Annotated in this window: 22 protein-coding genes; 21 read left to right on the top strand and 1 reads right to left on the bottom strand. The window is 47.5% G+C overall.

Annotated features, from left to right (window positions below; all coding sequences use genetic code 11):
* Positions 1–157 precede the first annotated feature (157 nt).
* The 14 genes from JTN23_RS11520 to JTN23_RS11455 all read left to right on the top strand — a co-directional run bounded on the left by JTN23_RS11520 (position 158) and on the right by JTN23_RS11455 (position 17,367).
* Positions 158–2,680, top strand: a complete 2,523-nt coding sequence (locus JTN23_RS11520; protein WP_247234976.1) for a polysaccharide biosynthesis/export family protein — start codon at positions 158–160, stop codon at positions 2,678–2,680.
* A 6-nt stretch (positions 2,681–2,686) separates the two neighbouring features.
* Complete coding sequence (locus JTN23_RS11515) at positions 2,687–3,760, top strand: GumC domain-containing protein (RefSeq protein ID WP_247234975.1); 1,074 nt, start codon at positions 2,687–2,689, stop codon at positions 3,758–3,760.
* 10 nt (positions 3,761–3,770) lie between these two features.
* Complete coding sequence (locus JTN23_RS11510) at positions 3,771–4,598, top strand: ABC transporter permease (RefSeq protein WP_247234974.1); 828 nt, start codon at positions 3,771–3,773, stop codon at positions 4,596–4,598.
* 17 nt (positions 4,599–4,615) lie between these two features.
* Complete coding sequence (locus JTN23_RS11505) at positions 4,616–5,872, top strand: ABC transporter ATP-binding protein (protein ID WP_247234973.1); 1,257 nt, start codon at positions 4,616–4,618, stop codon at positions 5,870–5,872.
* Positions 5,865–6,941: a DegT/DnrJ/EryC1/StrS family aminotransferase gene (locus JTN23_RS11500; RefSeq protein ID WP_247234972.1), complete on the top strand. Its 1,077-nt coding sequence runs from the start codon at positions 5,865–5,867 to the stop codon at positions 6,939–6,941. Before JTN23_RS11505 ends, JTN23_RS11500 begins: the two co-directional genes overlap by 8 nt.
* Before the next feature lie 9 nt (positions 6,942–6,950).
* Positions 6,951–8,981 carry a glycosyltransferase family 39 protein gene (locus JTN23_RS11495; protein WP_247234971.1) on the top strand — a complete coding sequence of 677 codons (2,031 nt, stop codon included), beginning with the start codon at positions 6,951–6,953 and terminating at the stop codon, positions 8,979–8,981.
* 35 nt (positions 8,982–9,016) lie between these two features.
* The gene (locus JTN23_RS11490; RefSeq protein ID WP_247234970.1) at positions 9,017–9,715 is read left to right on the top strand and encodes a WbqC family protein; all 699 of its coding nucleotides are present in this window, start codon (positions 9,017–9,019) and stop codon (positions 9,713–9,715) included.
* A gap of 2 nt (positions 9,716–9,717) precedes the next feature.
* Positions 9,718–10,377 (top strand): acetyltransferase, encoded by a 660-nt coding sequence (locus JTN23_RS11485; RefSeq protein WP_247234969.1) that lies wholly within the window; start codon positions 9,718–9,720, stop codon positions 10,375–10,377.
* A gap of 68 nt (positions 10,378–10,445) precedes the next feature.
* Positions 10,446–11,666, top strand: coding sequence for a glycosyltransferase family 4 protein (locus JTN23_RS11480; protein ID WP_247234968.1), 1,221 nt, complete (start codon positions 10,446–10,448; stop codon positions 11,664–11,666).
* The gene (locus JTN23_RS11475; RefSeq protein WP_247234967.1) at positions 11,663–12,649 is read left to right on the top strand and encodes a glycosyltransferase; all 987 of its coding nucleotides are present in this window, start codon (positions 11,663–11,665) and stop codon (positions 12,647–12,649) included. Before JTN23_RS11480 ends, JTN23_RS11475 begins: the two co-directional genes overlap by 4 nt.
* Positions 12,649–13,377 carry a DUF5672 family protein gene (locus JTN23_RS11470; protein WP_247234966.1) on the top strand — a complete coding sequence of 243 codons (729 nt, stop codon included), beginning with the start codon at positions 12,649–12,651 and terminating at the stop codon, positions 13,375–13,377. The genes JTN23_RS11475 and JTN23_RS11470 overlap by 1 nt, the downstream gene beginning before the upstream one ends.
* 22 nt (positions 13,378–13,399) lie before the next feature.
* Positions 13,400–14,374 (top strand): hypothetical protein, encoded by a 975-nt coding sequence (locus JTN23_RS11465; protein WP_247234965.1) that lies wholly within the window; start codon positions 13,400–13,402, stop codon positions 14,372–14,374.
* A 308-nt stretch (positions 14,375–14,682) separates the two neighbouring features.
* Complete coding sequence (locus JTN23_RS11460; protein ID WP_247234964.1) at positions 14,683–16,023, top strand: hypothetical protein; 1,341 nt, start codon at positions 14,683–14,685, stop codon at positions 16,021–16,023.
* 42 nt (positions 16,024–16,065) lie between these two features.
* Positions 16,066–17,367 (top strand): hypothetical protein, encoded by a 1,302-nt coding sequence (locus JTN23_RS11455; protein ID WP_247234963.1) that lies wholly within the window; start codon positions 16,066–16,068, stop codon positions 17,365–17,367.
* Positions 17,368–17,430: 63 nt separating this feature from the next.
* Here JTN23_RS11455 and JTN23_RS11450 read toward each other — a convergent pair whose 3' ends face one another.
* The gene (locus JTN23_RS11450) at positions 17,431–19,128 is read right to left on the bottom strand and encodes a hypothetical protein (protein ID WP_247234962.1); all 1,698 of its coding nucleotides are present in this window, start codon (positions 19,126–19,128) and stop codon (positions 17,431–17,433) included.
* A gap of 148 nt (positions 19,129–19,276) precedes the next feature.
* Between JTN23_RS11450 and JTN23_RS11445 the strand changes: the two genes are divergently transcribed.
* The 7 genes from JTN23_RS11445 to JTN23_RS11415 all read left to right on the top strand — a co-directional run bounded on the left by JTN23_RS11445 (position 19,277) and on the right by JTN23_RS11415 (position 26,100).
* Complete coding sequence (locus JTN23_RS11445) at positions 19,277–20,200, top strand: hypothetical protein (protein ID WP_247234961.1); 924 nt, start codon at positions 19,277–19,279, stop codon at positions 20,198–20,200.
* Positions 20,200–21,357, top strand: coding sequence for a glycosyltransferase family 4 protein (locus JTN23_RS11440; protein WP_247234960.1), 1,158 nt, complete (start codon positions 20,200–20,202; stop codon positions 21,355–21,357). The genes JTN23_RS11445 and JTN23_RS11440 overlap by 1 nt, the downstream gene beginning before the upstream one ends.
* A 6-nt stretch (positions 21,358–21,363) precedes the next feature.
* Complete coding sequence (locus JTN23_RS11435; protein ID WP_247234959.1) at positions 21,364–22,515, top strand: glycosyltransferase; 1,152 nt, start codon at positions 21,364–21,366, stop codon at positions 22,513–22,515.
* Positions 22,516–22,551: 36 nt separating this feature from the next.
* Positions 22,552–23,478 carry a glycosyltransferase family 2 protein gene (locus tag JTN23_RS11430; protein ID WP_247234958.1) on the top strand — a complete coding sequence of 309 codons (927 nt, stop codon included), beginning with the start codon at positions 22,552–22,554 and terminating at the stop codon, positions 23,476–23,478.
* The gene (locus JTN23_RS11425; RefSeq protein WP_247234957.1) at positions 23,435–24,001 is read left to right on the top strand and encodes a WcaF family extracellular polysaccharide biosynthesis acetyltransferase; all 567 of its coding nucleotides are present in this window, start codon (positions 23,435–23,437) and stop codon (positions 23,999–24,001) included. The genes JTN23_RS11430 and JTN23_RS11425 overlap by 44 nt, the downstream gene beginning before the upstream one ends.
* The gene (locus JTN23_RS11420; protein WP_247234956.1) at positions 23,998–24,744 is read left to right on the top strand and encodes a glycosyltransferase family 2 protein; all 747 of its coding nucleotides are present in this window, start codon (positions 23,998–24,000) and stop codon (positions 24,742–24,744) included. Before JTN23_RS11425 ends, JTN23_RS11420 begins: the two co-directional genes overlap by 4 nt.
* Positions 24,745–24,891: 147 nt before the next feature.
* The gene (locus JTN23_RS11415) at positions 24,892–26,100 is read left to right on the top strand and encodes a glycosyltransferase family 4 protein (RefSeq protein WP_247234955.1); all 1,209 of its coding nucleotides are present in this window, start codon (positions 24,892–24,894) and stop codon (positions 26,098–26,100) included.
* The last annotated feature ends 15 nt before the right edge of the window (positions 26,101–26,115 follow it).

Raw genomic sequence — 26,115 nt, 5'->3', positions numbered from 1 at the left:
AAAAAATAGATTCTGTCAAAAAAAATGAAAAATCTACGTTACTTTGCTCTTCGATAGGCCCGTTTTACCTTATTGTACTTTTATTAGAGTGAGCACAATTTAGGGATTTTTTTGAAATAATCCTTAACAGACAACTTCCAAGTATAAATCATTTTCTATGAACACTAAGAAACTGATGGAAATCAGTAAAATAGTATTGATTTCTTTTCTGATTGTCTCTACACCTTTATCATCCGTTCTATCTCAAGTAGCCCCCGCACCCACCACTGGAACAGGAACAGGAACAACAGGAGCAGGTACCACCGGCGCCGGAACGACCGGAACAGGTACTACGGGTACAACCGGTACTCAGCAAGGAGCCCCAGCCAATAGAGGAGCCGCTGGTACGCAGGGAAACACTCCCAATGCCAACAACGCCCCTACTAATAACACAAATCAGCAGGGAGAAGTGCTACAGGACACTAAATCCAATGCGAATCAGGAAAGAATTAATGCTGAGCTTCAGGCCGAAGCCGAAGCTAATCAAAAGCTGACTCAGGCTGAGCAGCAAAGACTGGCCCTTCGCCAGCGAATCTTTGGATATTCCATCTTCGCCAACAAGACTTTCCAGCCAAACCCCGACCTGAACATCGCTACTCCACGCGATTACACCGTAGGGCCGGAAGATGAACTGGATATCTATGTATACGGCTACGCCCAGATCACATACAACAACATCCTGGTTAACCGGGATGGCTTCATCACCCTACCTCGGGCCGGTTCTATCTATGTGAGCGGCAAGACTATTGAGGAAGTACGTAAAATATTAATAGATAAATTAAGCGCCTTTATTCCTGGCCTGCTAGGTACGAACGGACGCGCTCAAAGTACCCTAACTGTTACGCTGGGTCGGGTACGCAGTATCAACGTATTCGTAACCGGTGAAGTGGTGAATCCAGGTAGTTATCAGCTTACTTCGCTCAGCTCGGCTTTCAACGCGCTGTACCTGGCTGGTGGTCCTAATGAACTGGGTACCTTCCGTGATGTACGGGTTGTCAGAAATGGTAAAGTAGCAAGTCGTATGGACCTCTACGAACTGCTAATGAATGGTACCGCCAGAGGTGATATCCGCCTGCAGGATAATGATAATATCATAGTAGGTGTATACAAAGAAAGAGTTGACCTGACAGGTGAGGTAAAAAGACAAGGGCTGTTTGAACTACTGCCCGAAGAAAACCTGGCTACCCTGCTGGAATATGCCGGAGGATTCTCAGACAATGCTTATACTGAGCGTGTACGGGTATACCGTGTAACTCCCAGAGAACGCCGCATCATTGAAGTTCGCGAACCAGGCTTCAGCAGCTTTGATCTTAAGTCAGGCGATGAAGTAGAGGTACAGGTGGTACTGGATCGCTTCGAGAACCTTGTAAGCATCCAGGGCTCGGTAATGCGCCCCGGTGAGTACTCAATCGATAGCAACCCTACCCTTAAGTCACTGATCCAAAATGCTGATGGTCTGAGAGAAGATGCCTTTACCGGCCGTGGGAGCATAATCCGGACCAACGATGACCTGTCAGTTCAGAATATCTCATTCAATGTAGCCGATATCATTAACGGGACGGCCGAAGATATCAAGTTAAAGAGAATGGATGTAGTGTCGATTACATCAAAATTTGACCTGGCTGAACCTGCCTTCGTACGTATTCAGGGTGAAGTTAACAGCCCCAACACGGGCGCCGGAGACGGTACTTATCCCTATATGGCCAATATGACCCTGGAAGACCTCATCCTGAAGGCTGGTGGTTTTAAAGAATCAGCCAAGGCTTCCCAGGTAGAAGTAGTAAGAAGAAAGCGTGATATCAATATACTGGCTGCCGACGCCAAGATCTCTGAAACCTATATTTTTGATGTAAGCCGTGACCTTAACCTCCGTCAGGATGGTCAGGAGTTTGCCCTTCAGCCTTACGACGAGGTAATCGTACGACGGGCTCCCAACTATCGTGAGCAGACTTTTGTGGCCATCGAGGGTGAAGTACTTAACCCCGGCTTCTACGGCATTATCGCCAAGAACGAAAAGATCTCTGACATCATTCAGCGCGCCGGCGGACTTACTGATCTGGCTTACCCGGACGGAGCTACGCTGGTAAGACAGGTAGTGATATCGCAGAGCGAGGCTCAGCAGAAGAACGAAACTCTGCAGAACATTGCCAGTGATGTTAAGAAAGGATCCCTGGATGTACAGGTACAGGAGTCATCTGAGCAGCTGATCGGTATTAATCTACAGAAGATCCTGAGAAACCCCGGTTCTAACGAGGACCTGATCATTCAGGAAGGTGACCTGATCCGTATTCCTAAAAGACTTGAGACCGTACAGGTACAGGGAGAACTTCTCTACCCTACTACGGTGAAGTTTACACGTGGTATGCGGTTCATTGATTATATTTCGCAGGCTGGTGGCTTTACCAGAAAATCTCTGAAGAGAAGCGCCTATGTGAAGTATCCCAACGGATCAGTGGACAGAACCCGCAAGTTCCTTGCCTTTAATGTGTATCCCAAAGTGGAGCCAGGTTCTGAAATCTATGTTCCTATGAAAGTTGGCAACGAAATCACTGCTCAGCAGGCCTTACAGCAGGGTGTAAGTATTACATCTACTCTATTCACACTAATCCTTTCAGTACTAGCTTTCCGTAATATCCGATAAGAATTTATGTCACAAGTAATCCAGACAGTTCCTGAAGATCAGATCTCGCCCAAGGAGATAGTCTTGAAGGTAGTAGCCTTCAAAAATACCCTTCTCCGCAATTGGAAGATCTTGCTACTTTTCATTGTGCTAGGGGCAGGTATAGGATATGTACTAGATATCTACATGAAGAAGCCTGCCACGTACGAAGCTACTGTAGTTTTCAATCTTGGAGGTGGAAGTTCAGGCCCTGCCAATGAAATGGCTGGATTGTTGGGACTTGGTGGTGGAGCACCCGATGCGAATATCTTTACCGGCGAAAACTTCTTTTACTTTGTTACCTCAAGGCCTGTAATTGAAAGAGCCCTGATGAAGGAAGTTGATGTGTATGGTCAAAAAATACTCTTCGCCAACTTCTACATTGATTCAAGTGGTATCAAGAAAGACTGGGAAGAAGCAGAAGCCAAAGATCTGATCAACTTTCGTTTTACGACCAATGACCTGGAAAAGCTTTCACTTCAGGAAAGACTGGTACTAAACCAGATTGTAGAACGGACCAAAGGAGCAACCACCGTAGCTTCCCTTGATCGCAAGTCGTCGTTTACACAGCTTACAACCAATTCTCAGAACTCCACGCTGGCCAAAACCTGGGCCAATACGCTTCTGGAAACAGTAGAGGAAGTCTATACCGAAAACCAGACCTTCAAGACCCGTAAAACGCTTCGGCTATTACAAAGACGTGCGGACTCTCTGGCGGTGATTCTGGGACGTACAGAGGCTCGACTGGCTCGCGAAATGGATTATAGTACTCAGATCGTAGTACCTGAAGGAAAAGTATCGGTCAACAAGCTGGAACGTAATACGACCTTCATCCAGGGACTCTACATGGAGACCATGAGAAACGTGGAGAATACCCGGGTTTCGCTGATCAGAGAGGCACCACTGTTTACAATCATTGAACCCGTTAAAAGCCCGCTGGACATGAACATCGACACCGGCCAGCGCATGAAAGTCGGTCTGCTCATTGGCTTTGTATTTGGTTTATTCTTTATTTACATCAAGGATGTCTATGCCAACGTTATGGCAGATCCACGCGTCTAACCTATAACTTATGTCTCATTCAGTAACGATAAAGGCTGACGGATCAGAAAAAGATTATTGGAAGGATCTGTGGAGAAACAAGCAACTCCTGTGGATCCTTTCCAAAAGGGATATATCAGTACGGTATAAGCAGACATTACTAGGTATGGCATGGAGCGTTGTACGCCCTTTGATGACCATGCTTATAATGGTGTTTGTGTTCAGTTTTGTAGCCAAGCTCAGACCTGATCCAGGGGTCCCCTACCCACTCATGGTACTGGGTGGACTTACCATCTGGCTGTTCTTTGCAAATACTTTTTCGCAGATAAGCAGTAGCATTACGCTTAACTCTAATCTGGTCACGAAGGTATACTTTCCCCGGCTGATCATGCCGTTGAGTGCAGTAGCTGTTGGTTTTATAGATTTTCTGATATCACTGGTACTGTTTATCATCCTTTGCGTATGGTACCAGTATGCACCGGGCTGGCAGATTGTCTTTATGCCGCTATTTATCTTCCTGACATTTATGACTTCGCTGGGCTTTGGCTTATTCTTTGCAGTAGTTAATGTTAGGTTCAGAGATATAGGTCAACTGGTCCCCTTCATCATTCAGATTGGTTTTTATGTATGCCCTATTGCTTACAGCAGCCGACTGGTTGAAGACTCCTGGTGGTATAAGTACTACAATCTGAACCCGCTGGTTGGTATTATTGATGGGTTCCGCTGGTGTTTACTGGGTGACCAGGCCTTCTTCAATCCAGCCAGTTTGTATTCTACTATTATTGTTTCTCTGATAGCTTTGTCCATATCGGTTATGTACTTTCGTAAAAAGGAAAATACATTCGTTGACCACATATAGAAACCACATCCATTAGCATGTCTGTAATTACTGCCGAAAATATTAGTAAGAAATACATCATAGATCACAAGAGCTCAAAACGCTCGAACAGTATCCGTGACTTGGTGTCAGACACATTTGATAGTATTTTCAAACCTAACAAAGAGGAAAACAGCAAGGGTAAAGAGGAGTTCTGGGCACTACGCGATGTTAACTTTTCGATTCAGCAGGGAGACCGCGTAGGTATAGTCGGACATAACGGTGCCGGAAAATCCACCCTTCTGAAGATATTAAGCCGTATTACCAACCCTACCACCGGACAGGTAAAGATCAGCGGTAGAGTAGCCAGCCTTCTGGAGGTAGGTACGGGTTTCCATCCTGAACTGACCGGCCGTGAGAACATTTTTCTCAATGGTGCTATCCTTGGAATGAATAAGGATGAAATCCGGAGATCCTTTGACGCCATAGTAGACTTTGCCGGTGTTGAAAAATTTCTGGACACTCCTGTTAAAAGGTACTCTTCGGGTATGTACGTCCGCCTGGGCTTTGCCATTGCGGCCCACCTGGAACCCGAGATCCTGATCATCGATGAGGTACTGGCCGTAGGGGATGCCGAATTCCAGAAAAAGTGCCTCGGCAAAATGAGGGATGTATCGGACAGTGGCCGCACGATCCTGTTTGTAAGCCACAACCTGGTGGCGGTACAGGCGCTCTGTAACAAAGCCTTCTTCTTCGAAAAAGGTACCCTGGTGGATCAGGGCGATACGACACACATCGTAACTACCTACCTCAGCAAGATATCACAGAAAAACCTGGAGCGCCAGTGGGAAAGCCTCAACGAAGCACCGGGCAACGATCAGGTCCGAATCAAAAGCTTCAAGCTGATTCCGGAATACCAGGACAACCTGATGCATATCGATGTACGTACACCCATGCAGTTTCAGTTTGAATTCTGGAATCTGGAAGAAGAGGCCAACCTCAACCTGAGCATGCACCTGTACTCCTACACTGGCGAGTGTATCTTCAATGTAGGTACTACCTCACAAAACTTTGCGAAAGGGCTGGTAACGGGCAGTTGCGAAATACCCGGGCACTTCCTTAATGATGGTTCCTACGTGGTATCTATGATGATCGTGAAGGATACCAGCACCGTAGTCTACAACATGGAAGAAGCTCTGAGCTTCGACGTGGAAGATTACCGCGAAGGGGTAACCTGGTACGGCAAGTGGCCTGGCTTTATTCGTCCTCAACTTAACTTTTCTATTCGTCAAACAGAACCCGTAGTGAATGATTAATGTCACTAAGACCTTTCTCCCAGATAAGGCCGAATACATACAATACATCCATGAAATATGGGATAGGGTACAACTGACAAATAATGGCCCTTTACTGCAGGAGCTCGAAAAGCAACTTAAGGAGTTTCTGGATGTACAGCATCTCTACTTCTGTACCAATGGTACGGTAGTTCTGCAGATAGCTCTCAAAGCTCTGAGAATATCCGGAGATGTAATCACGACTCCATTTTCCTACTGTGCAACGACCAACTCCATCATCTGGGAAAACTGCACGCCGGTTTTTGTTGATATAGATCCGTTGACCTTCAATATCAACGCTGACCTTATCGAGCAGGCCATCACTCCACAGACTACCGCCATCATGGCTACGCACGTCTATGGGAATCCGTGCGATGTTGAAAAGATAGAAGCCATTGCCCAAAAGTATAACCTGCGCGTGATCTATGATGGCGCGCATGCCTTTGGTGTGACCTATAAAGGCCGCTCTCTGTTCTCCTATGGGGATGTAAGTACATGCAGCTTCCACGCGACCAAGGTATTCCACTCTATCGAAGGAGGAGCTATTATCTCCAATATACCGGAGCTGCACGAAGAGCTACACCTGCTGCGTCACTTTGGACACCGAGGCGATGAAGAGTACCGTTTCGCGGGTATTAACGGAAAGAACTCCGAATTCCACGCGGCTATGGGGCTTTGTAATCTTCCCCATGTACCTGCTATTATTCAGGCTCGTAAGGAGGTGTTTGAGTTGTATGACAAGCTACTCAACTGGGACTTACTGTTCAAACCTGAGCTAAGCCAGGACATTGAGTACAACTATGCGTACTATCCGGTAGTGTTCCAGTCCGAAGCGGTACTCAAGAAGGTGCAGGCAGCCCTGGTAGCCGAAGATATCATACCACGCCGGTACTTTTATCCTTCGCTGAATTCCCTGTCCTTTATGCCACGTACATACGCCTGCCCGGTATCCGAAGATATATCTGTGCGTGTTCTAAGCTTACCGTTGTACGTTGGCCTGCCTCAGGATGACATAGAACGTATAAGTAAGATCATCAACAAAAACCTGTGACCCCCCGTCATGGCCATACTTTATTGGATTTCATTTCTTGCGTTTGTAATTGGTGTTGGATTTACTGCAAAAAAGGTCGCTGACTCCTCTTTAACGGAGTGGATCATTGTTTCCTTTCTTTTTTTTGTAGGGTGCATTATACCTACAGGTTTCATACTTTCAGGTCTGCATCTGACCGCTACTCCCTGGGCCTGGATCATTGGCGTATTTATAGCGCTGGCCATCTATAATCTGGTGTGGCCTCGTTTGGTACCTGCTCCCCCAGCCTACTCTGTCAGGTCCCTGTTTCGTGACCGTATACAGACGCTAAAAAACTGGATGCGGGATCTTACCCCCTACCTGAAGTTTCTGTTCATAACCATGCTCGGCACGTTGGGGATCATTGCGGTTACCAATCTGCTGCTGGTCCTGTTCACAGTGCCCAATGAGTGGGATAGTATGACGGGCCACCTCAACCGGGTGATCCGCTACATCCAGCATGGTACCATGGCGCACTTTGGAGGTACTAACTGGAACATGGACACCTATCCCAAGAGTGTTACGGCCATACAGATATATACCTACCTCATCAGTGGTAAGATCGAGAATGCCATGAAGCTAATTCATCATTCTGCCTACTGGATCAGTATCATTTCTATTTTCGGGATTAGTCAGCGGATCAGCCGTAACCTCTCGGCGAGTATTTTCTGTGCCCTGGCGTACAGCATGTTCCTCGACTTCCTGATGCAGGCCATTACCACCGAGACGGATATAGTACTTACCGCTTACCTGAGCTGCCTGCTGTACTTCCTGTTTTCGTACCACGCTACCCGTCAGAACAAGTATCTGTACCTGGCTGGCCTGGCCTTTGGTGTCGTATATGGGCATAAGATCACCTTTACGCTGCTGCTCCCCTCGGTGTTTGCGGTGATGCTGTACACGGTGTTCATTGCGCAGGATTTTAAGACCTTCTTTAACCGGGTCTGGCGGTTGGGTGTGGCTATAGTAGTTGCCATGCTCATCTATACCCTGCCTACCGGCTATATCCGCAACATCCAGGTATTTGGTCACCCGATTGGTCCTCCTACAGCGTTGAAGCACCAGTCCGTAGAACGGGCAGGTACTTTGCGTAACCTGTTTGAACAGGGCAGCCGCAATGTAGTCCGGTACAGTTACGACTTCTTCAACCTGGATGGTATCCGTAACGCGCAGTGGGGCTACGAACTCAATACGCTGGTAAGGAAGCCGATCGTGATGCTGGAAGACAAACTGCATATGCGACTGGACGAGGAGACTGATTTCTCTATTGTTCCCTTTGCTTTCCAGCGCCGGTTTGAGTTTTATAATGCCAATCCCTACTGGGGCGTGTTCGGGTTTGCCCTGACCCTCCCACTGGTACTGCTGGTCTTTTTCAGGATCATCTGGTCGCGGCCCCACTGGTTCCTGGCACTGGCTATTGTCTTACATTTTATAGCCATTTCCTACTCGGCTCCCTACGACCCATTCAAAGGCAGGTACTTTATCGAGACGGGTCTCTTTGGAGTCCTGTTCTTAGTGCTCCTTTTCACGCACCACCGGTTATCAATACTCAAGCCACACCGCTGGCTATGGAAGGGGTATATCGGGCTGATCGTGGTACTGGGCTCAATATCGGCACTGATGTCGGTGTTTCTCAACACACGTGCACTACCCTTTTCGGCGTATGGGTACGAGTCGGCGTTTACAGCGGAGCGCATTCGCTTTATGACCTTTGCGCGTCCTGACATTACACCCGCCTACCTTGCCTATGACTCCATCGTACCTCAGGATGCTACCGTAGCCTTAGGTACCATCAACGACGACTTTGAGTACCCTCTCTATGGAGAGAAGCTGACTCGCCGATTGATTACGATCAATCCTTTTGAGAAGGGCGTTCAACCCATTCCCCCCGAGGCTGATTATCTGTTTTTTGCGAAGAGTGTTATCAAGCCACAGCCGGGCGATATCAGATTGGGATCAGACACCACGATGACAGACTTGATTGTCAAAGGAGAAGATTATTACCTGCGTAAGCTTAAGTAGCCAGCTTACCTATTACCTAACTAATCGGACATACTATGACCATAGCCATCATGCAGCCTTACTTTTTACCCTACATCGGGTATTATCAACTCATCAAAGCAGTTGATAAGTTTGTGATGTATGATGATGTCAACTACATCAACCGGGGCTGGATCAACCGGAACAACATCCTGGTAGGTGGTAAAGCGCACTTGTTTACCATTCCTTTGAAAGATGCTAGCCAGAATAAACTAATCCATGAAGTAACACTGGCGGATGATGCTCAATGGCGCAAGAAGCTACTGAAAACCATACAGCAGTCGTACCAGAAGGCGCCTTGCTATTCGAGTGTATTCCCGGTGATAGAGAGTATAGTCCAATACGATACCAATACCATTTCTGAACTGGCTCTTCAGAGCCTGATTCAGGTCAATGAGTACCTGGGTATAGATACGGAGATTGTTCCCTCTTCTACCGTCTATACTAATGCAGACCTGAAAGCGCAGGATCGTATACTGGACATCTGTCAGCAGGAGCAAGCCACCCGCTACATTAATCCCATTGGCGGTATGGAGCTGTACGACAGACAGAAGTTTGCTAATGAAGGCATTGAGTTATTCTTTATAAAATCTTCATCCGTTACATACCCTCAGTTCAAGAATGACTTTGTACCTTGGCTGTCCATGCTGGACGTGCTGATGTTCAATGAAGTAAGCACCATACACGAACTACTAACCGCATACGAACTTATCTAGGAATGGCAAAAGTTATCATATTCGGAATAATGGACACGGCCGAACTGGCCCACTACTACCTTCAGCACGACTCGGAACACGAAGTTGTAGCCTTTACCGTCAATCGGGAGTACCTGCGGGAAGAGTCATTCAGAGGACTTCCGTTGGTGGCTTTTGAAGATGTAGAGACCCTTTTCCCCCCCCAAGAGTACCAGTTCTTTGCGCCCATGACCGGCCGCAACATGAACCGCAATCGGGAGAAGATATATAACGAAGTCAAGGCCAAAGGGTATAGCTTTATTTCCTACATAAGTTCCCATGCCACCATTCTGGATAAAAGTGTCGTGGGCGACAACTGTTTTATTCTGGAAGACAACACCATTCAGCCGTTTACGACCATTGGAAACAATGTAGTACTCTGGAGCGGTAACCACATCGGCCACCACGGGCAGATCAAGGACCACGTGTTCTTTACCTCGCACGTAGTGATGTCGGGCCACTGTGTGATCGAATCTTATTCATTTTTTGGAGTCAACAGTACTATCCGCGACTATACCCATGTCGCGCAGGGTACGCTGGTAGGTATGGCCGCCGCTATCACCAAGGATACTGAAGAGTGGGGAATCTATATCGGAAACCCCGCCAAGAAAGTACCTGGTAAGCTAAGCCACGAAGCTTATTAGTATATTTTATAACAAGTAGGTCTTTCTACTTGTCATAGTAGTTAGTGCGCCCTGTAAGAAGAGGAGAAATGTCCAAGAAAGTACTGTTTATAAGTCACGATGCCAACCGGGCCGGTAGCCAGCTGTTGCTGCTCCAGTTGCTTAGGCTACTCAAGAAAAAAGGAGTACCTATGCACCTGCTGCTATGCGACGGAGGCAGCATTGAATCGGAGTTCAGAGAGGTAGTACCTACCACCGTTGTACCGGGTAGCCAGGATGTGCTGCTGGGTGCACGTATTGATAAGGTACTCTCAAGGGCAGGTATATTCCGGAGGCTGAAGCAGCAAAAACAACGGAAAAAGCAGCAGCAGTTTGAAGCAGAGCTGAAAGGGCTGGATATAGGTCTGGTATTTGTGAATTCGATCGCCAATGCCGAGCTGTACCACCGGCAGCTTACTTTCCTGCACCACCTCCCGGTAGTACTTTTTGCACACGAGCTGCAGATGTCGGCTGAAATGTATACCGAACGGCCCGACCTGTCTTTCCTTATCCAGAAGACCAACCATCTGATTGCCGTTTCCCACGCGGTATCCAGCTACTACACGAGGGAATTTGCCTTTCCGGAAGAAGAGGTAAGTACCTTTACCCTCATCGACCACGAGGCTATTGACAAATGCCTGAAGGTAGCGGACCATCACCTGCTGGAAACCCAATACAACATCCCCCGGGATGCAATAGTCATTGGTGGCTGCGGCAACGCCGAATTACGCAAAGGCAACGATATATTTAACTGGATTGCCCGGATCGTACTCCAGAAAACAGCACCGCTCCCGGTGTACTTCGTATGGGTAGGTGCCGGTCCGGAACATGAGATTTACAACCTGCTCATCAGCGATATTCAGCGCATGGAACTGCAGGACAAGATTATTCTTATACCTCCTACCCCCAACGCACTCGATCTGATCAGCCGGTTTGATCTACTGCTGCTTACTTCGCGGGAAGACCCTTATCCGCTGGTAGTACTGGAGGCCGCTCTTAACGAAACACCCATCGTGTGCTTTGATAAGGCCGGTGGAGCTCCTGAGCTGGTTGAGCACAATGCCGGATTTGTAGTACCCTACATGGATATTTCGGCGGCTTCGGAGGCCGTTATTCAGCTCATTGTAGATCCGGCGCAACGTCAGGCGATGGGACGCAAAGCCCGCGAAAAAGTCCTGAAAAGACATGATACACGTACCAGCGTCAAGAAAGTACTATCAATATTACAAAGGTACCTAACTTTGCCGCTGTCCGAAACCCATGATCAATGACCATTGCTTTTACAATTTGCTCCATTAATTACCTGGCTCAGGCACGCACCTTAGGTGACTCGCTGGCAGCTACCAATCCGGATATCAAGTATTTTGTAGGCTTAGTAGATCGCCTCGAAGGTGTTAGCTTTGATGACTCCTACCGCCCAGACTTCCCGCTGGTTGAGATACATGCCATTGGCATTGAAGGATTCGAGGAGATGTGTGAGCGGTACAATATCACGGAGCTGAATACGGCCGTAAAGCCATTTTATTTTACGTATTTCTTTAACAAGTACCCTGAGGCTGATAAAGTCATCTACTTTGACCCCGACATTATTGTTTATCAGCCGCTTACGCACCTGCTGCAGTCACTGGATACACACGAGGCCGTACTGACGCCGCACGTTTGTACTCCGATTGAGGACCGTCAAACTCCCAACGAACTGCATCACCTGAATACAGGTATCTATAATCTGGGATTTGTGGCTTTCCGGAAGACAGATCAGACGCGGCAGTACATCAAGTGGTGGGAAGAAAAGCTCCGCTACGAGTGCCTGATCGCGCTCTGCGACGGCCTGTTCGTGGATCAGAACTGGATGAACTTTCTGCCGCTTTTTGTCGAAAATACCTACATCGAGCGCGATCCCGGCTATAATGCCGCGTACTGGAACCTGCACGAACGGCAGTTCTCGGTGGGTCCGGATGGTACCCACCTGGTCAACACGGATCATCCCCTGGTATTTTTCCATTACAGTGGCTATGACCCGGCCAAACCTGCTGTACTCTCCAAGTACCAGGACCGGTTCGAACTATCGCAACGGCCGGATCTGACACCCCTTTTTGATATTTACCGCAACAGCCTGATCCGGAACGGGAATGAGTACTACCGGAAGTTTCCCTGCTGCTACATCAAGCCGCCTAAGGTACTTCGGTACCAGCGGGTGCGAAAATGGCTGAAAAAGCCGGTGGAGTACCTGATTGACAAAATAGATACCATCTGATGAAAGAACTTGTGACCGTGGTGGTACCTGTTTACAACAGCCAGTTAACGCCCTTTAAGGAGAAAATGCTGGCGCAGTGTACCACTACACTCGAAGACTTTCCGCTCCTGTTCATCAGTGGAGATGGGCTCGACCTTTCGGCCCTGAAAGACCAATATCCCGACTGTACGCACTATACCTTTGACAGCAAGTATTTCCAGAACCGTACTACCTTATCCAGTCTGTTATTGAGGGAAGACTTCTACGAACGCTTCGACTGGAGTGAGTTCATCCTGCTCTTTGAGTGCAACAGCTACATATACCGGAATGAGTTGCGTTACTGGTGCCACCAGGGGTATGACCTCATCCAGGCAGCGCCTGCCGACCTGGATCGCTCGCCCAATTTCTGGCAACCCGCCTTGAATATTATAAAGCCCAAAGCCCTGTCTGCCCCTGCGGTGGCTGAGCTGAAAACGAGCGGTATATCACTTAGGAGAGTGGAAAAGCTGCAGAAAGCACTGAAAAAGTACCAACGGGAAGCCTATCAGTTCAGGAAAAGACCAGAATCCGCCCAAAATGATTCTCTATTCTGGGAAACAGAAGTCAATAAGGTGTGGCCTTACCTGCAGCTACCAACACCCATTGTACGTGATCGCTTCGCCTTATACGCAAATTCCAAAACAATTGAGGCCATAAAGCCGTTCGCTCTAACGGGGTTGACCGAAAATGATACCTACCACCTGAGTTAGCCTCCTTGCCTATTACAGTTACATGAATATATTTTTTACCATTTGTAATCGCACTGAACTGCCCAACGCCATTGCGCTGGGGAGTACAGTAAAAAAATACCATCCGGAAGCTCAGATGATCATTGGATGGGTAGATGAAGCACCCGTCCCTTCCCTACCCGAGGATATGTTGCGGTTGTCGGTGAAGGTCGTTGCCATCCCTAATTGGGCGACCATGTATGAGCGCTACTATGACTTTGAACTAGTAGCAGCCTGTCGTCCGTGGTTTGCTCACTATATTTTGCAGACCAACCTTGACTGCAGTCGGCTCATCTTTTTAGCACCTACTACGTTTCTGTATCAGGCGGTCCCTTTTGAGAGTCTACCCGACGCAGACTTGCTCCTGACTCCACACATGACTCAGCCGCTGCCCGTAGGTACTGAGCTGGATGATAAAAGAATTCTGAATATAGGTATGTACCATGCCGGCGCCTGGATGCTTCGCCGAGGTACCGAAACCGAGCAGCTACTGATCTGGTGGAAGCTGCGAACCTTTGATCGGGCTCACTTTGACCTTTGCCAGGGCATGTGCATGGATCAGCTGTGGCTCAATTTTGCCCCCATCTGGGTCCGCAACACCTCCCGTCTCAGTCTGCCCGGCTGGCACCTGGGACTGCACTCCATCACCCAGCGAGACCTTACCGTAGCGAATGGAGCCTTCCAGGTTAATGGAGCTCCGCTTATATCGGCTGATTTTGCCGGATTGCCCAGTTACCACCCCGTATGGTCGGATCATGAGCGTCTGCTGAAACACAACCGGTCATTTGAGCAGCTCTACCGCCAATACGTTCAGTACCTGGAACAATACAAAACGTACAGGATCAAGAATGCTCCGGCCTTTGGTCAGACACCAGCTATCAAAGGAAACAGGACAATGAGAAAGGGGATGGTATCCAACCTGAAAAAGGTACTCAGCCAGATCGATAGGTATGAGATAGGTCAGGGAGCTAATTCCTGATCCTGTGTAGCAACAAGTGAGCGGCCCAAGCAGAGGCTAAAGTCGGAAAGGCGTATATGGTAAATGTGAATCAGGACGTTGTGTGGTAAGGTCTGGGGCAAATATGTAAAGAAATAGTATTTAATTAGTACTGATATCTAAGCACCTACTGATAGTCAGTATCTTACAGTACTACAATAAAGTACAATAATTACTGTCACTATCACTCAGTAAGTTAAAAAAGGTATCTTTGTAATCGGATCAGAAGTATACTATCACTTACAGTATTGTTACTTTTACGAAAGAATAAAAGGTTGAAAAGATAAAACATGGATGTTTCACAATTCTTAGCCGTTTTTAATCCACTCAAAAACTTTAATAACCTTAGGTATTCCATTGGTATCTATATGCTATTCAATGGATTCCCGATTATTTTCTTTGTTCGTGATACATTGGGTATTGGTCCTGCTTCAAGTACATGGACAGCTGCTTTCTGGATGCTCGGATTGGTGTTTATGCTTCCCGCTAACCTCTTTCTGCGCATATACCGGCCCAATGCGGTCCTCTTCAACCTGAGTGTCATGTTTTTGTTGCTGGCTTTCTTTTACTACATGCTTCCTGGTTCATCTGGGGCTGGCATGGTAACAGAGCTCGGTAACTACTTCTTTATTTTTGCTTACCTGATCCTGATTGTTCAGATCCCTAATACAGTTAAAGAGACTCTGATACCTGTTATCTATATCATGTCTCTGCTTTCAAACTTCTCCCTGATCTACTCGCTCATGGTCGATCCTAACTGGACCCTGGGTATGAGAGCGGCGATCACCTTTGCTAATGAGAATGCGCAGTCGGGGGGTAATCCGCATGCTGCCGCTCGTAATGCCATTGTCTGTATTATTTCATCAGGAGTACTGATCTGGCAAAGCCGAAGTATATTGTTGAAAACCCTGTTCTACATTTCGATTATTTTCAGTGTAGCCATTATCATTCTGACCCAGACTAAGTCAACCTTCCTGGCGCTGATCCTGATGGTGATGTTCTATGTATACGCCAACTTCTCGCTCAAGAAAATCGGAAGTACCATCTATAATTTCTTTTCGTTCAAGACCCTCCTGGTGGGTATCATCATACTACTGGTAGCTAATTACTTCCTCAGCAAGTACTACGACATCTACGCCATCATCCTGAATTATGGTGACGTACTCTTCGCTCGTTTTTACAACGTATACTATACTATTACCGGCGTACAACTAGAAGCTGAGTCTACCATTGATGCTTCTTCGATGGGACGTGTTACTAGTTTTGAGCTGTTTTTCAACTCACTGGGCAACCTGGAAATCATGCTCCTGGGTCTTGGATATAAGGCGACCTTCCTGGATGTACCCTTCCTGGAAGCCCTTATCAACCACGGAATACTAGGCTTCCTGTTCTTTGATGGCTTCTTGTTCTATCTGTTTATATACACCTACAGAGAGGTGATGCGACAAACTACGGGTATCGCTCTGTTTGTGGCCTACCTGTACGTCTATACCATACCACAGATGGCAACGGGTGGGCGTCCCTACGACATTACCTACTGGTTTTCTTTCATCCTGATGGTGCGGTTCCTGGGTATAAAGTACCTGGATGTAGCTCCCAAACAACCTAAGTTGGCAACGGCAACCGCCTGATCTATAATTTACCATTATACCCAGCATTACCTATTTTAGTACATGAAACGAGTTCAACAGATTGCTTTACTTGTGTTCCTGGTAAGCTTCATCGTTCGTGTTATAATCATTAACTTCACCCCCGGTTCCAATAGCTTCGCAGATATATCCTGCCTGGTCAATGGAGGCCAGATGATAAGCAACGGCATCAACCCGTATGATTTTGAAGATAATGTAGAATTGAGGGAGAAACTACGGCTGGATGCCATTGGCGACAACTTCTGGCTGTGTTCATACCAGCACATCTGGAATTACCATAGTGCCAACAACCTTCCCTTCAACCTGCTTTTCAACGGATTCCTGGACTTTTTCTTTGATGGTAACGTGTACTATTACCGGTATGCCTACGCCTTTCTGGATTCCTGCATTGGGTACATCACTACCCTGTTCTTTTTCCAGTTGATGAGCCTGCCCATTAATCTTCTATCCATTGTGTTTGTACTACTGGTGAGCAGCCTTTCACCCGCCCTCCTGCTCAATGGTACCTTTATTCCCGAAGACAAGGGCTTTCAGGTCCTGCTGATCCTGCTGTCACTATGGTTTTCGATTCACCGCCGCTTCTTCTGGGCCTGTCTGTTCCTATCTTTTTCCATTGGATTTAAGGCCATAGGTGCCCTCGTAGCGCCCATATGTCTGGCTTACTATGTACTGGGCAAGGACCACTTCCTGCAGACCGGAGAATGGCAAACGGTGGTCAAAGAGCTATTCACCCCGGCTGATCGGCTCAGAAAGACTATTCTATACACCCTGGCTACGGTTGGCCTGTTTCTGGTCATCTACCTACCTTATGCCAGTGACTTTGCCCGCATCATAAATGAGCGGATCCTGTACGATATAGACAATGCCCCCAACCACTCTTCCCTCTGGATTGTGTTCTACCGGACGTTTCCGGAGAACTGGCAAACTATCCGTACTACCATTCTATGCCTGATCACGGTGATACTGCTGGCAGCTTTCCTGAAAAACCTGATCCCTGCGGACATTTTCCTGCTTTCGATCCTGCTGCTGTTCCTGTGTGTGGCCCTTCTTACCGGCTCGCTTGACCGTAACAATATGGCTATGCAGCCTCTCATCGTGTACATGGCTATGCGATGGAGGAAAGAGGGGATGATACTTGGCTGGTATTACGGCATAGCTGGTATTCTTATGCTCTTTCCGGTGGCCTACAAGCATTTCATTGACGATACCATCGAGTATGCCTTTTTCAGCAGTCTGTTTGTATTGGGGTACTGTATTGTGTTCTACTACATTGTGATCCGAAAAGCCTTCCAGCTATGGATACTAAAAAAGGGGGTTGTTGCTTAACCCCCTTTTTCATTTCTGTCTTACGTATCAGTACCGAGGTACATGAAGCTGTAAAAGCTCCCTTTAATTTTGGTACACTCTCATTTCTGAGCCTTCTTCTCCTTTGAACTCTTTGATCGGGCTGTACCCATCAACTGCCCTATCAGTAATCAGGTACTTGTATTTGCCTGCTTTGAAGTCCTGCAGACTCTTCTCCCACTCTACGCTGTGGCTGGTCAGGAGTACATTATCCATATACACGTCATAATCGTATTTTGGCACATCTTTGCGGTCGCTGTAGCGGAGCAATATCTGGTACTGGATGTCATAGAGTCCCTCATCTTCAAAGGCAAACGACTTAGCTACCACGGCTAGCCCCGCATTGTTCACTTCGTTGCCCTCCTTATTGCCCAACAGGTAGTTCAGCTTACGGACCATCAGGGTAGTATCTTTCCGCTGCTCCTGATTCCGTAGTAGGGCCTGTCCCGATTTTTTGAGATAAAATTCAAAGTCAATTGGTACCAGGAGCTTTGAGTCGGTTGGTAACGTTTGTACCCAATCGTAGGCCGAGAACACATTGATACGTTTATGTCCTCCTTCCTGAAATGTATAGTATTGCCACTGATTTGAAATTGCAATAACCAGCACCAGTACCAAGCTGACCACACCTCCTGCCTTACGGCTCTGCTGGTACACAAAGCCTACTCCCAATCCGGCCATCACCAGCGTTATGACTCCGGCAGGTAGCACATGGGTATCGTATATCTTGGCCGAGCGCAGTACCAGAAAAAGAAAGAATAACCAGTTAAAAACAACTACCCAGTACTGAATCTTCTTCTGCCTGAGCAGTACATACGTGCCCAGCGATGACAGGATTATAATAAGATAGCTCGTAGGGTTATCAAAATAACTCCCGATGTATTCCTGATTGAATAAGGTCTCCATGGGCTTATCGTTCATCTTGGCGATGATCCCACCCACAAACGATTTGGCAACTACTAGCGGGTCAGTTAGTAGGAACGGACAGAGCGCTACAAAGACCAATAAAGTAGTACCCATGGAATTGAGGGTTACCCGCCAGCGCTCCTGCTTTGGCAGCAGGAAGAATAAACTCAGGTAGAAAATCGGCGAAACAAACAGGAACAGCAGCCGTTCAGCTATTACGACAGCGAAGAGTATGGACAGCTCCCGGGCTCTATGCGCTGTAACCTGGGAGGAGAAAACGAGTTGTACTAATATATACAGGAATATACATCCCGAAATAGCCTCCGGACGAAGGACCGGCGCATTGAACCAGACTACGTAGGAAGTAACAATAAGTATAGAGAGACAGGCCTGAACGACCGGAGTAAGCAGGGGGTGGTTTTGCCGGTAAATAAAGCGCACCGTCAGAAACAGAAAAAGCCCAATGACTACCAGCTGAATGGTACGGGCTATGAGTATATACGGTTCGCGGTTGATCAGGTACTGATACGCGGCAAAATCAAACTTTTCGAATACTCCGATCAGACTATCGTACGTACCAATGCTACTTAAAAGGGTGATAAGTACATCTACACCATAGATCAGAAAGAATATCAGGGCAGTAGGTGTAGCAGGCCAGTCGAGGCAGCGCGGCGTAATGCCATACCATAGAAAAACGCCTGAATCAGCTACAGAATTCTCATCAACGGTGTAGTAGGAAAAAAAGGGAGGAGAAACAACACTGACGTAGAAGGTATAAATCCAAATTGCGGAAAGTACAAGAAAGGTCAGTAATTGAGTATTTTTTGTATTTAACATAGGGAAAGTTTCAGGCCAGGCTACTTAAACCAAAAGTAATTATAAATTTGCGGTGTTGAAGGCACAAAATTAGAAAAGCTTGATGCGTAAAATTGTTTTAGGAATTATTATTTTTTTAATCCTTGCCGTGGTAGCGGCAGAACTGGTTTTGCGCTACAAATATGGCTTTCTTAGTGCGCCTTTGTACGTAGCTAATCCTGATTATGAATACATCTATGCTCCCAATCAGGAAATCGAACGGTTTGGTAATACTATCCGTACCAACAGCTTCTCCATGCGCAATGATCCAGTCAATCCGTCTGACACCACCGTCATACTTCTAGTTGGCGACTCAGTCGTAAACGGCGGTAGTCTTACCGATCAGGATAGCCTGGCCTCCACTATGCTGGAAAAACGGCTGACCCAGACGCTGGGCCGGCGCGTGCGGGTACTTAACATCTCGGCTGGATCATGGGGCCCTGATAATGTTGCGGCCTACCTACGGAAGCACGGCCTTTTCAACGCGAATCTGATGTGCCTGGTAGCGAGTAGCCACGATGCCCATGATATTATGGGGCATGAGCCCGTAGTAGGCATAGACCCCAACTTGCCGGACAAGCAATTTGACTGGGCGTTGCAGGAACTATGGGTACGGTACGAGTGGATGATTGAATACATGTGGGAAAGCAAGGTAAATTTAAAGAACCTGCTGAGATACATAGAAGGCAGTGCCAACTTTGCTCCCCTACCCGAGAAGGACCGCCCGACTACCGGCATTGTAAAAAACGGCGAGGGATTTAATCCGGGCTTTATGGAGCTGGCCGAGATCGCACGCCAGAACGGAATACCCTTCTTCATATTTCTGCACCCTGAGACCTTAGAGATTGAGCAGGGTAACTATAATAGTCAGGGACAGGAGATCATTCAGTTTGCCCAGCAAAATGGGATTCGCCTGATCAAAGAATTAGAGGTAGGTGCTTCCAAAGTGTACTACCGCCGGGGCGATCTGGTCCATTACAACTCCAGCGGACAGCTATTCCTGGCCAATCAGTTGTATCCCCTTTTCCTTAGCCACCTAAGCCCCTCTCACTGATGCGTGTACTTATTATACATAATCAGCTGTGGGCTCACTACAAATCCAAGCTTTTCAGCGAAATCTATAACAACCTGAGGGCCAACCACCCCAAAGCTGACTTTAAAGTAGTGCACATAGCCCTGCATGAGGCCAGCCGGGCCGTAATGAAGGATGACGAGAGCATCCGGTACGAGTACCCGTACGAGGTGTTGTACCAAACCAGTCTGGATTCGGTGGGTTTTGCGGATCGTCTGAAAGGTTTAATGAAGGCGTACCACGCCTATAAGCCTACGGTACTTAACATTACCGGCTACTTTGACTGGGCGCAGATCCTGCTGATGCTGTACGCCAAGGCACAGGGCGTAAAGATTGTGCTATCGTCGGAGTCATCCAGCATGGACCGGCCCCGCTCCGGTATCAAAGAACGTCTGAAGGCTCTTATTGTCAACTCAGCCGATGCCTATTTCTGCTTTGGCAGCTCTTCGGCGGAGTACCTCAAGACATTAGGAGTACCTGACTCCCGAATTGCGGTCAGGCAGGCGGCGGTGATAGACGAGCAGGTTATCCTGAATGCCTACCAGCGCGGTACGGAGCTACGTCCAATGCTACCCAATCTGCCCCGCTACCACTTTGTGTACGTCGGGCGCCTTGCTCCCGAGAAGAACCTGCTGCTGCTGACTAAAGCTTTTAAGGAAGTAAAAAACACGGTGGCAGGGGCCGTAGATTGGGGGCTGATGTTCATAGGAGACGGTACCGAAAAGAATAATTTAGCCGAATACGTTAACCAAAATGAGGTTTCCGGAGTTACTTTCACCGGTGGTTTTCCCTGGCACAAAGTACCCGAGTGGTTAGCGCAGAGTACTGTGTTGGTACTGCCCAGCTTGTCGGAGCCCTGGGGATTGGTAGTCAATGAAGCGATGGTATGTGGGATGCCAGTGATTGTCTCCCAGAAATGCGGCTGTGCCGACGATCTGGTGAAGCAGGGGGTGAATGGACATCAGTTTGACCCAACTAATCAGGCAGAGCTGGAAGAAATCATGTCGTACTATATCAAGAATCCCGATAAACTTAAACCCATGGGTGAGCAATCCCGGGCTATTATTGCCCCCTTCTCATCTACCAAAATAGCGCGCGAAATGGTCAACACCTACCGCAGCTTATCCGAAACAAAGTAGGCTTTTATGCGAATTCTGAATATTTGCGCTTATACCTGGGCCATTGGTGGTCCTGCCCGAATTATCTACGATCATACAACAGAGGTACTCAAATACGGCCATCAGGTAGATATCCTGAGTCCGATGACTCCCGGTGAGAAGTCTTATCCCGTACCCGAGGGGGCACGTCTTATTGAGTGTAAGCGCACCCCGTTCCTGAGTAAGATTTACCGTGAGTTTTCGACAGAGCTGTACGACTACCTCAAAAAGAACATCCACCGCTACGATGTTATCCATATCCATGGTATCTGGCATTTTGGAAGCTTGGCTCCTTTTCTGATCGAAAACAAAGTGCCCAAGGTCATCACCATCCACGGTCTGCTGGATCGGTGGGCTATCCGCCATAGCCAGTGGAAGAAACAGCTGGTGACCTTTCTTTACCAGAAAAAACTACTGGGCAAAGCTGATCTCATTCAGATCAACAATACGGACGAAGAAGAGGATGTAATTCAGTACCTGGGGTACCGTCCGCGCAATATGGTCATTGTCCCCAACGGGATGAAAATGGCTGACTATACAAACCTTCCAACCAAAGGTACCTTCCGTAGCGAGTTTAAAGTACCGGCCAACAAGAAGCTGCTGCTCTTTATGGGTCGGCTCAACATCAAGAAGGGCCTGGACCTGCTGCTTCCGGCATTTGAAGAATACAACCGCCAGCACCAGGACACTATCCTGATCCTGGCGGGCCCCGACGATGGCTACCAGGAAAAAACAGAGGCCTTTATCCGGGAAAAAGGAATGGAATCATCCATCAGGATGGTAGGTATGCTGACGGATAAGGTTAAGAAGGCCGCTCTGGCCGATGCGGACCTGTTTGTGCTACCCTCCTATTCCGAGGGATTTTCGATAGCTGTACTCGAAGCCATGACGGCTGGCGTACCTACTCTGGTTTCGGATCGTATCGGGTTTGGTGACTACCTCCGGCAGTACGACTCAGCCTGCATTACCCCGCTGACAGTAGAGGGTGTATCTCAGGGACTGTTCAAAACCCTTCAAAATAGTACGTACTGCGCCGAGATTGCCGGAAAGGCCTTCAATATGGTAAAAGAGAACTTTGACATCCAGGTAGTAGCAAAACGATTACTGGATGAGTATGTAAAAATAAGCAGGGCTCAATAACTTTGTAGCCAATCCCACCCGAACTAAGAACCTGGTATGGTAGATTTATCGGTAATAATTCTTACCCACAACGAGTCTCTGCACATCGAGCGATGCATACGGAGTCTGCTTCCTGTTACCGATAAGATATTCATTGTCGACTCCTACTCCACTGACAACACCGTGCAGCTCGCTACGCAGCTGGGGGCGGTAGTCGTGCAGAATCCGTGGGTTTCGTATGCGTTTCAGTTCAACTACGGCATTCAGCAGAACCCATTCCGGACCCAGTGGCTCATGCGCATGGATGCCGATGAGTACATCACTCCCGAGCTGGCCAGCGAACTAAATCAGAAGCTTGGCAGCCTTCCCGCCGACGTCTCCGGCCTGTACGTTAAGCGAAGAGTGTTTTTTATGAACAAGTGGATCAAAAACGGGGGCTACTACCCTACCTGGCTCCTGCGGGTCTGGCGAAACGGACAGGGGATCTGCGAAGAGTTGTGGATGGATGAACACATCAAACTGACCCAGGGTCAAACCCTGAACCTGGATCACGACCTGGTGGATCATAACCTGAACAACCTGACCTGGTGGACCCAAAAGCATAACAATTATGCAATACGGGAGGTCATTGACTTGCTGAACATTAAGTATAACTTTGATGAAAAGGAGACCGTTACGCCGGCGTTCTGGGGTACCCAGGAACAACGCAAGCGGTATCTTAAGGTAAAATATGCCTCCCTCCCGCTGTTCACCCGGCCGGTCATGTACTTTTTGTTCAGGTACTTTATAAAATTAGGCTTCCTCGACGGGAAGAAAGGCATCATCTGGCACTTTCTGCAGGGATTCTGGTACCGCTTCCTGGTCGACGCCAAGGTGTACGAGGTATACCAGCGAGCCGGCAGAAACAAAGAAGATATTATTGCTCACTTTATGACAGAATATGGAAAAGACCTTCGCGCCGCGAACAGATCTGTCAAAGTATGATAACAGCTGGTACCAGCCCGGTGGTGGTATCAAGCGACTCCTGTGGTATATATGCGGTCGGGTGTTTATCAATACTTATCTCCCGATCCCCATGTCGCTGAAAGCGCTGGTACTTAGGTTATTTGGGGCTCGCATTGGTCATCACGTGACCATCAAGCCCAAAGTCAATATCAAGTACCCTTGGTTTCTGACGATTGAAGATTATGTCTGGATTGGCGAACACGTGTGGATTGATAATCTAACTGATGTCAGGCTGGGTAAAAATGTATGCTTATCGCAGGGAGCCATGTTACTTACCGGCAACCACGACTTCACAAGTACCACCTTTGACCTGATTACCAGACCCATCGTTCTGGAAGATGGTGCCTGGATTGGAGCCAAGTCAGTTGTCGCTCCGGGTGTAACTGTTCATTCGCATGCGGTACTGGCCGTCAACTCAGTAGCTACCAAAGATTTGAAAGCGTATAGCATTTATCGTGGCAATCCAGCCGAATTTATAAAAACCAGAGTATTCAAAAAGTGAAGGTATCTATAATCACCGTAGTATATAATGGCGAAAAGACCATCCGGGATAGTATTGAGTCGGTACTCCGGCAGGACTACCCCCATATTGAATACATACTAATAGACGGCGGTTCTTCGGATACAACAGTAGATATTATTCGTTCGTATGGCTCAAAAATTGCAAAGGTAGTTTCGGAGCGCGATAAAGGTATATACGATGCCATGAACAAAGGCATCAGCTATGCCACCGGTGACCTGATAGGTATCCTGAATGCCGATGATCTCTATGCGTATGATAGTGCTGTTTCGGATGTAGTGGCGGCCATTAGTCGTGAAGGTTCCGACGGGGCCTATGGTGACCTGGTGTACGTGGATCCCACCCTGACTCAAATCAGGAGAAGGTGGATATCCGGCAAGTACAGGAAAAATATGTTTAGCTGGGGCTGGATGCCACCTCATCCTACCTTCTTTTTGAGAAAAGAGTGGTACCAGAAGTACGGTAGCTTTCGGTTGGATATGGGCAGCGCCGCCGATTATGAATTGATGTTACGAATGATTCATAAACAACAGGCAAACCTTAGCTATATCCCGCGAGTTATGATAAAGATGCGAATAGGAGGCGTAAGCAACCAGAGTATTCTGAATCGTATCAAAGCCAATAAAAGTGACCGGAAAGCCTGGGTGGTTAATGAGCTGAAGCCTTATTTCTTTACGCTTTGGCTGAAACCAATCCGGAAAGTCATGCAGTTCGTAAATAAATAACAGGATGTTGTCGCAACCGTTCACTAACTTTTTAGATCATAAGGAGGAATTTTATCAATTATACACACAAAAAGTACGATATTTGAGCTTGTATAGAAATACGTTTTCTATAACTATGCTCAAGCATAGCACCACATCCGTTCGGCCATGAATCATATCATACTAGCAGATACATTATTTGGAGGGTTTTCGGTAAGCCTACTTGACCATGAGGTTTACCAGTGCGCATTATCTTTCCTGATTGCCTGCTTCCTTTCCATTGTATCCATACCCATTATCATCAACCTTTCGGCCCTGCTCAATCTTACCGCCAAGCCAGGTTTCAGAAGTTCCCACCATACCGATACTCCTACATTGGGAGGTATTGCTTTGTATGCTTCTACCCTGATCGCGTTTTTTTTGTGGCCTCACGCTGCCGAAATCAAAGATTCTAACCTGACCAACCTCTCCATGGTGGGTCTTACGATCCTGTTTTTCCTGGGCCTGAAAGATGATATTCTGGCGCTGGACTCTACCAAGAAGCTCCTGGTCCAGATCTGTGCCTCCCTGACGCTGGTCGTGATGGGCGACTTCAAAGTTGATTATCTGTACGGCATATTTGGCTGGTACTACATACCCGACTGGGCCAGTGTACCTCTGACTATCTTTATATTTATAGCCCTTATTAACTCCATCAACCTTATCGACGGTATTGATGGCCTCGCCGGAGGAATAAGTCTGATTGCGGGTATGGGATTAGGCTTTTGGTTCCTGCTCAACCAGCACTATACCTTTGCATGTTTGGCGTTCTCGATGTCAGGTTCACTGCTAGGCTTTTTACGGTTCAACTTCTCAAAGACCAGTAAAATATTCATGGGCGATACCGGCTCACTGGTCATTGGGTTCTTACTATCCTTTTTTGCCATTGCTTTCCTGCGCCTCAATATCAGCTACCGCAATGACCCCAATGCCTTCTTCAATGCTCCCATCGTAGTGATGGTAATGCTCATTGTACCTATTTTCGATACGCTCCGGGTCTTTATCGTACGCATCGTAAAGGGAGGCTCACCCTTTGTGGCTGACCGCAACCACATGCACCACATACTCATTGATAATGGACTTACCCACTTCCAGGCTTCATTTTCACTCTGGATGGTTACCATCATCAATACTACACTTTTTTTCCTGTTTCACGGCGACTACTCTAATACAGTATCCCTGTACATCTACATTGGCCTTTTCTTCGTCTACATGGGAGTGGCCTATGTGCTTAAGAAAAGAGCGACTGAACAAAGGGAGAAAAAGAAGTTGGTACAAACGGCATCTTTCTCTGATCAGAATATCTCAATGACAAAGAAGATATTGAAGGATCTGTAAGATACACAGGAGCAG

It is taken from the genome of Telluribacter roseus (assembly GCF_017355915.2).
GTDB lineage: Bacteria > Bacteroidota > Bacteroidia > Cytophagales > Spirosomataceae > Telluribacter.
Note: the sequence above shows the minus strand (reverse complement) of the source record. Positions and strands in the feature narration are given on the sequence as shown.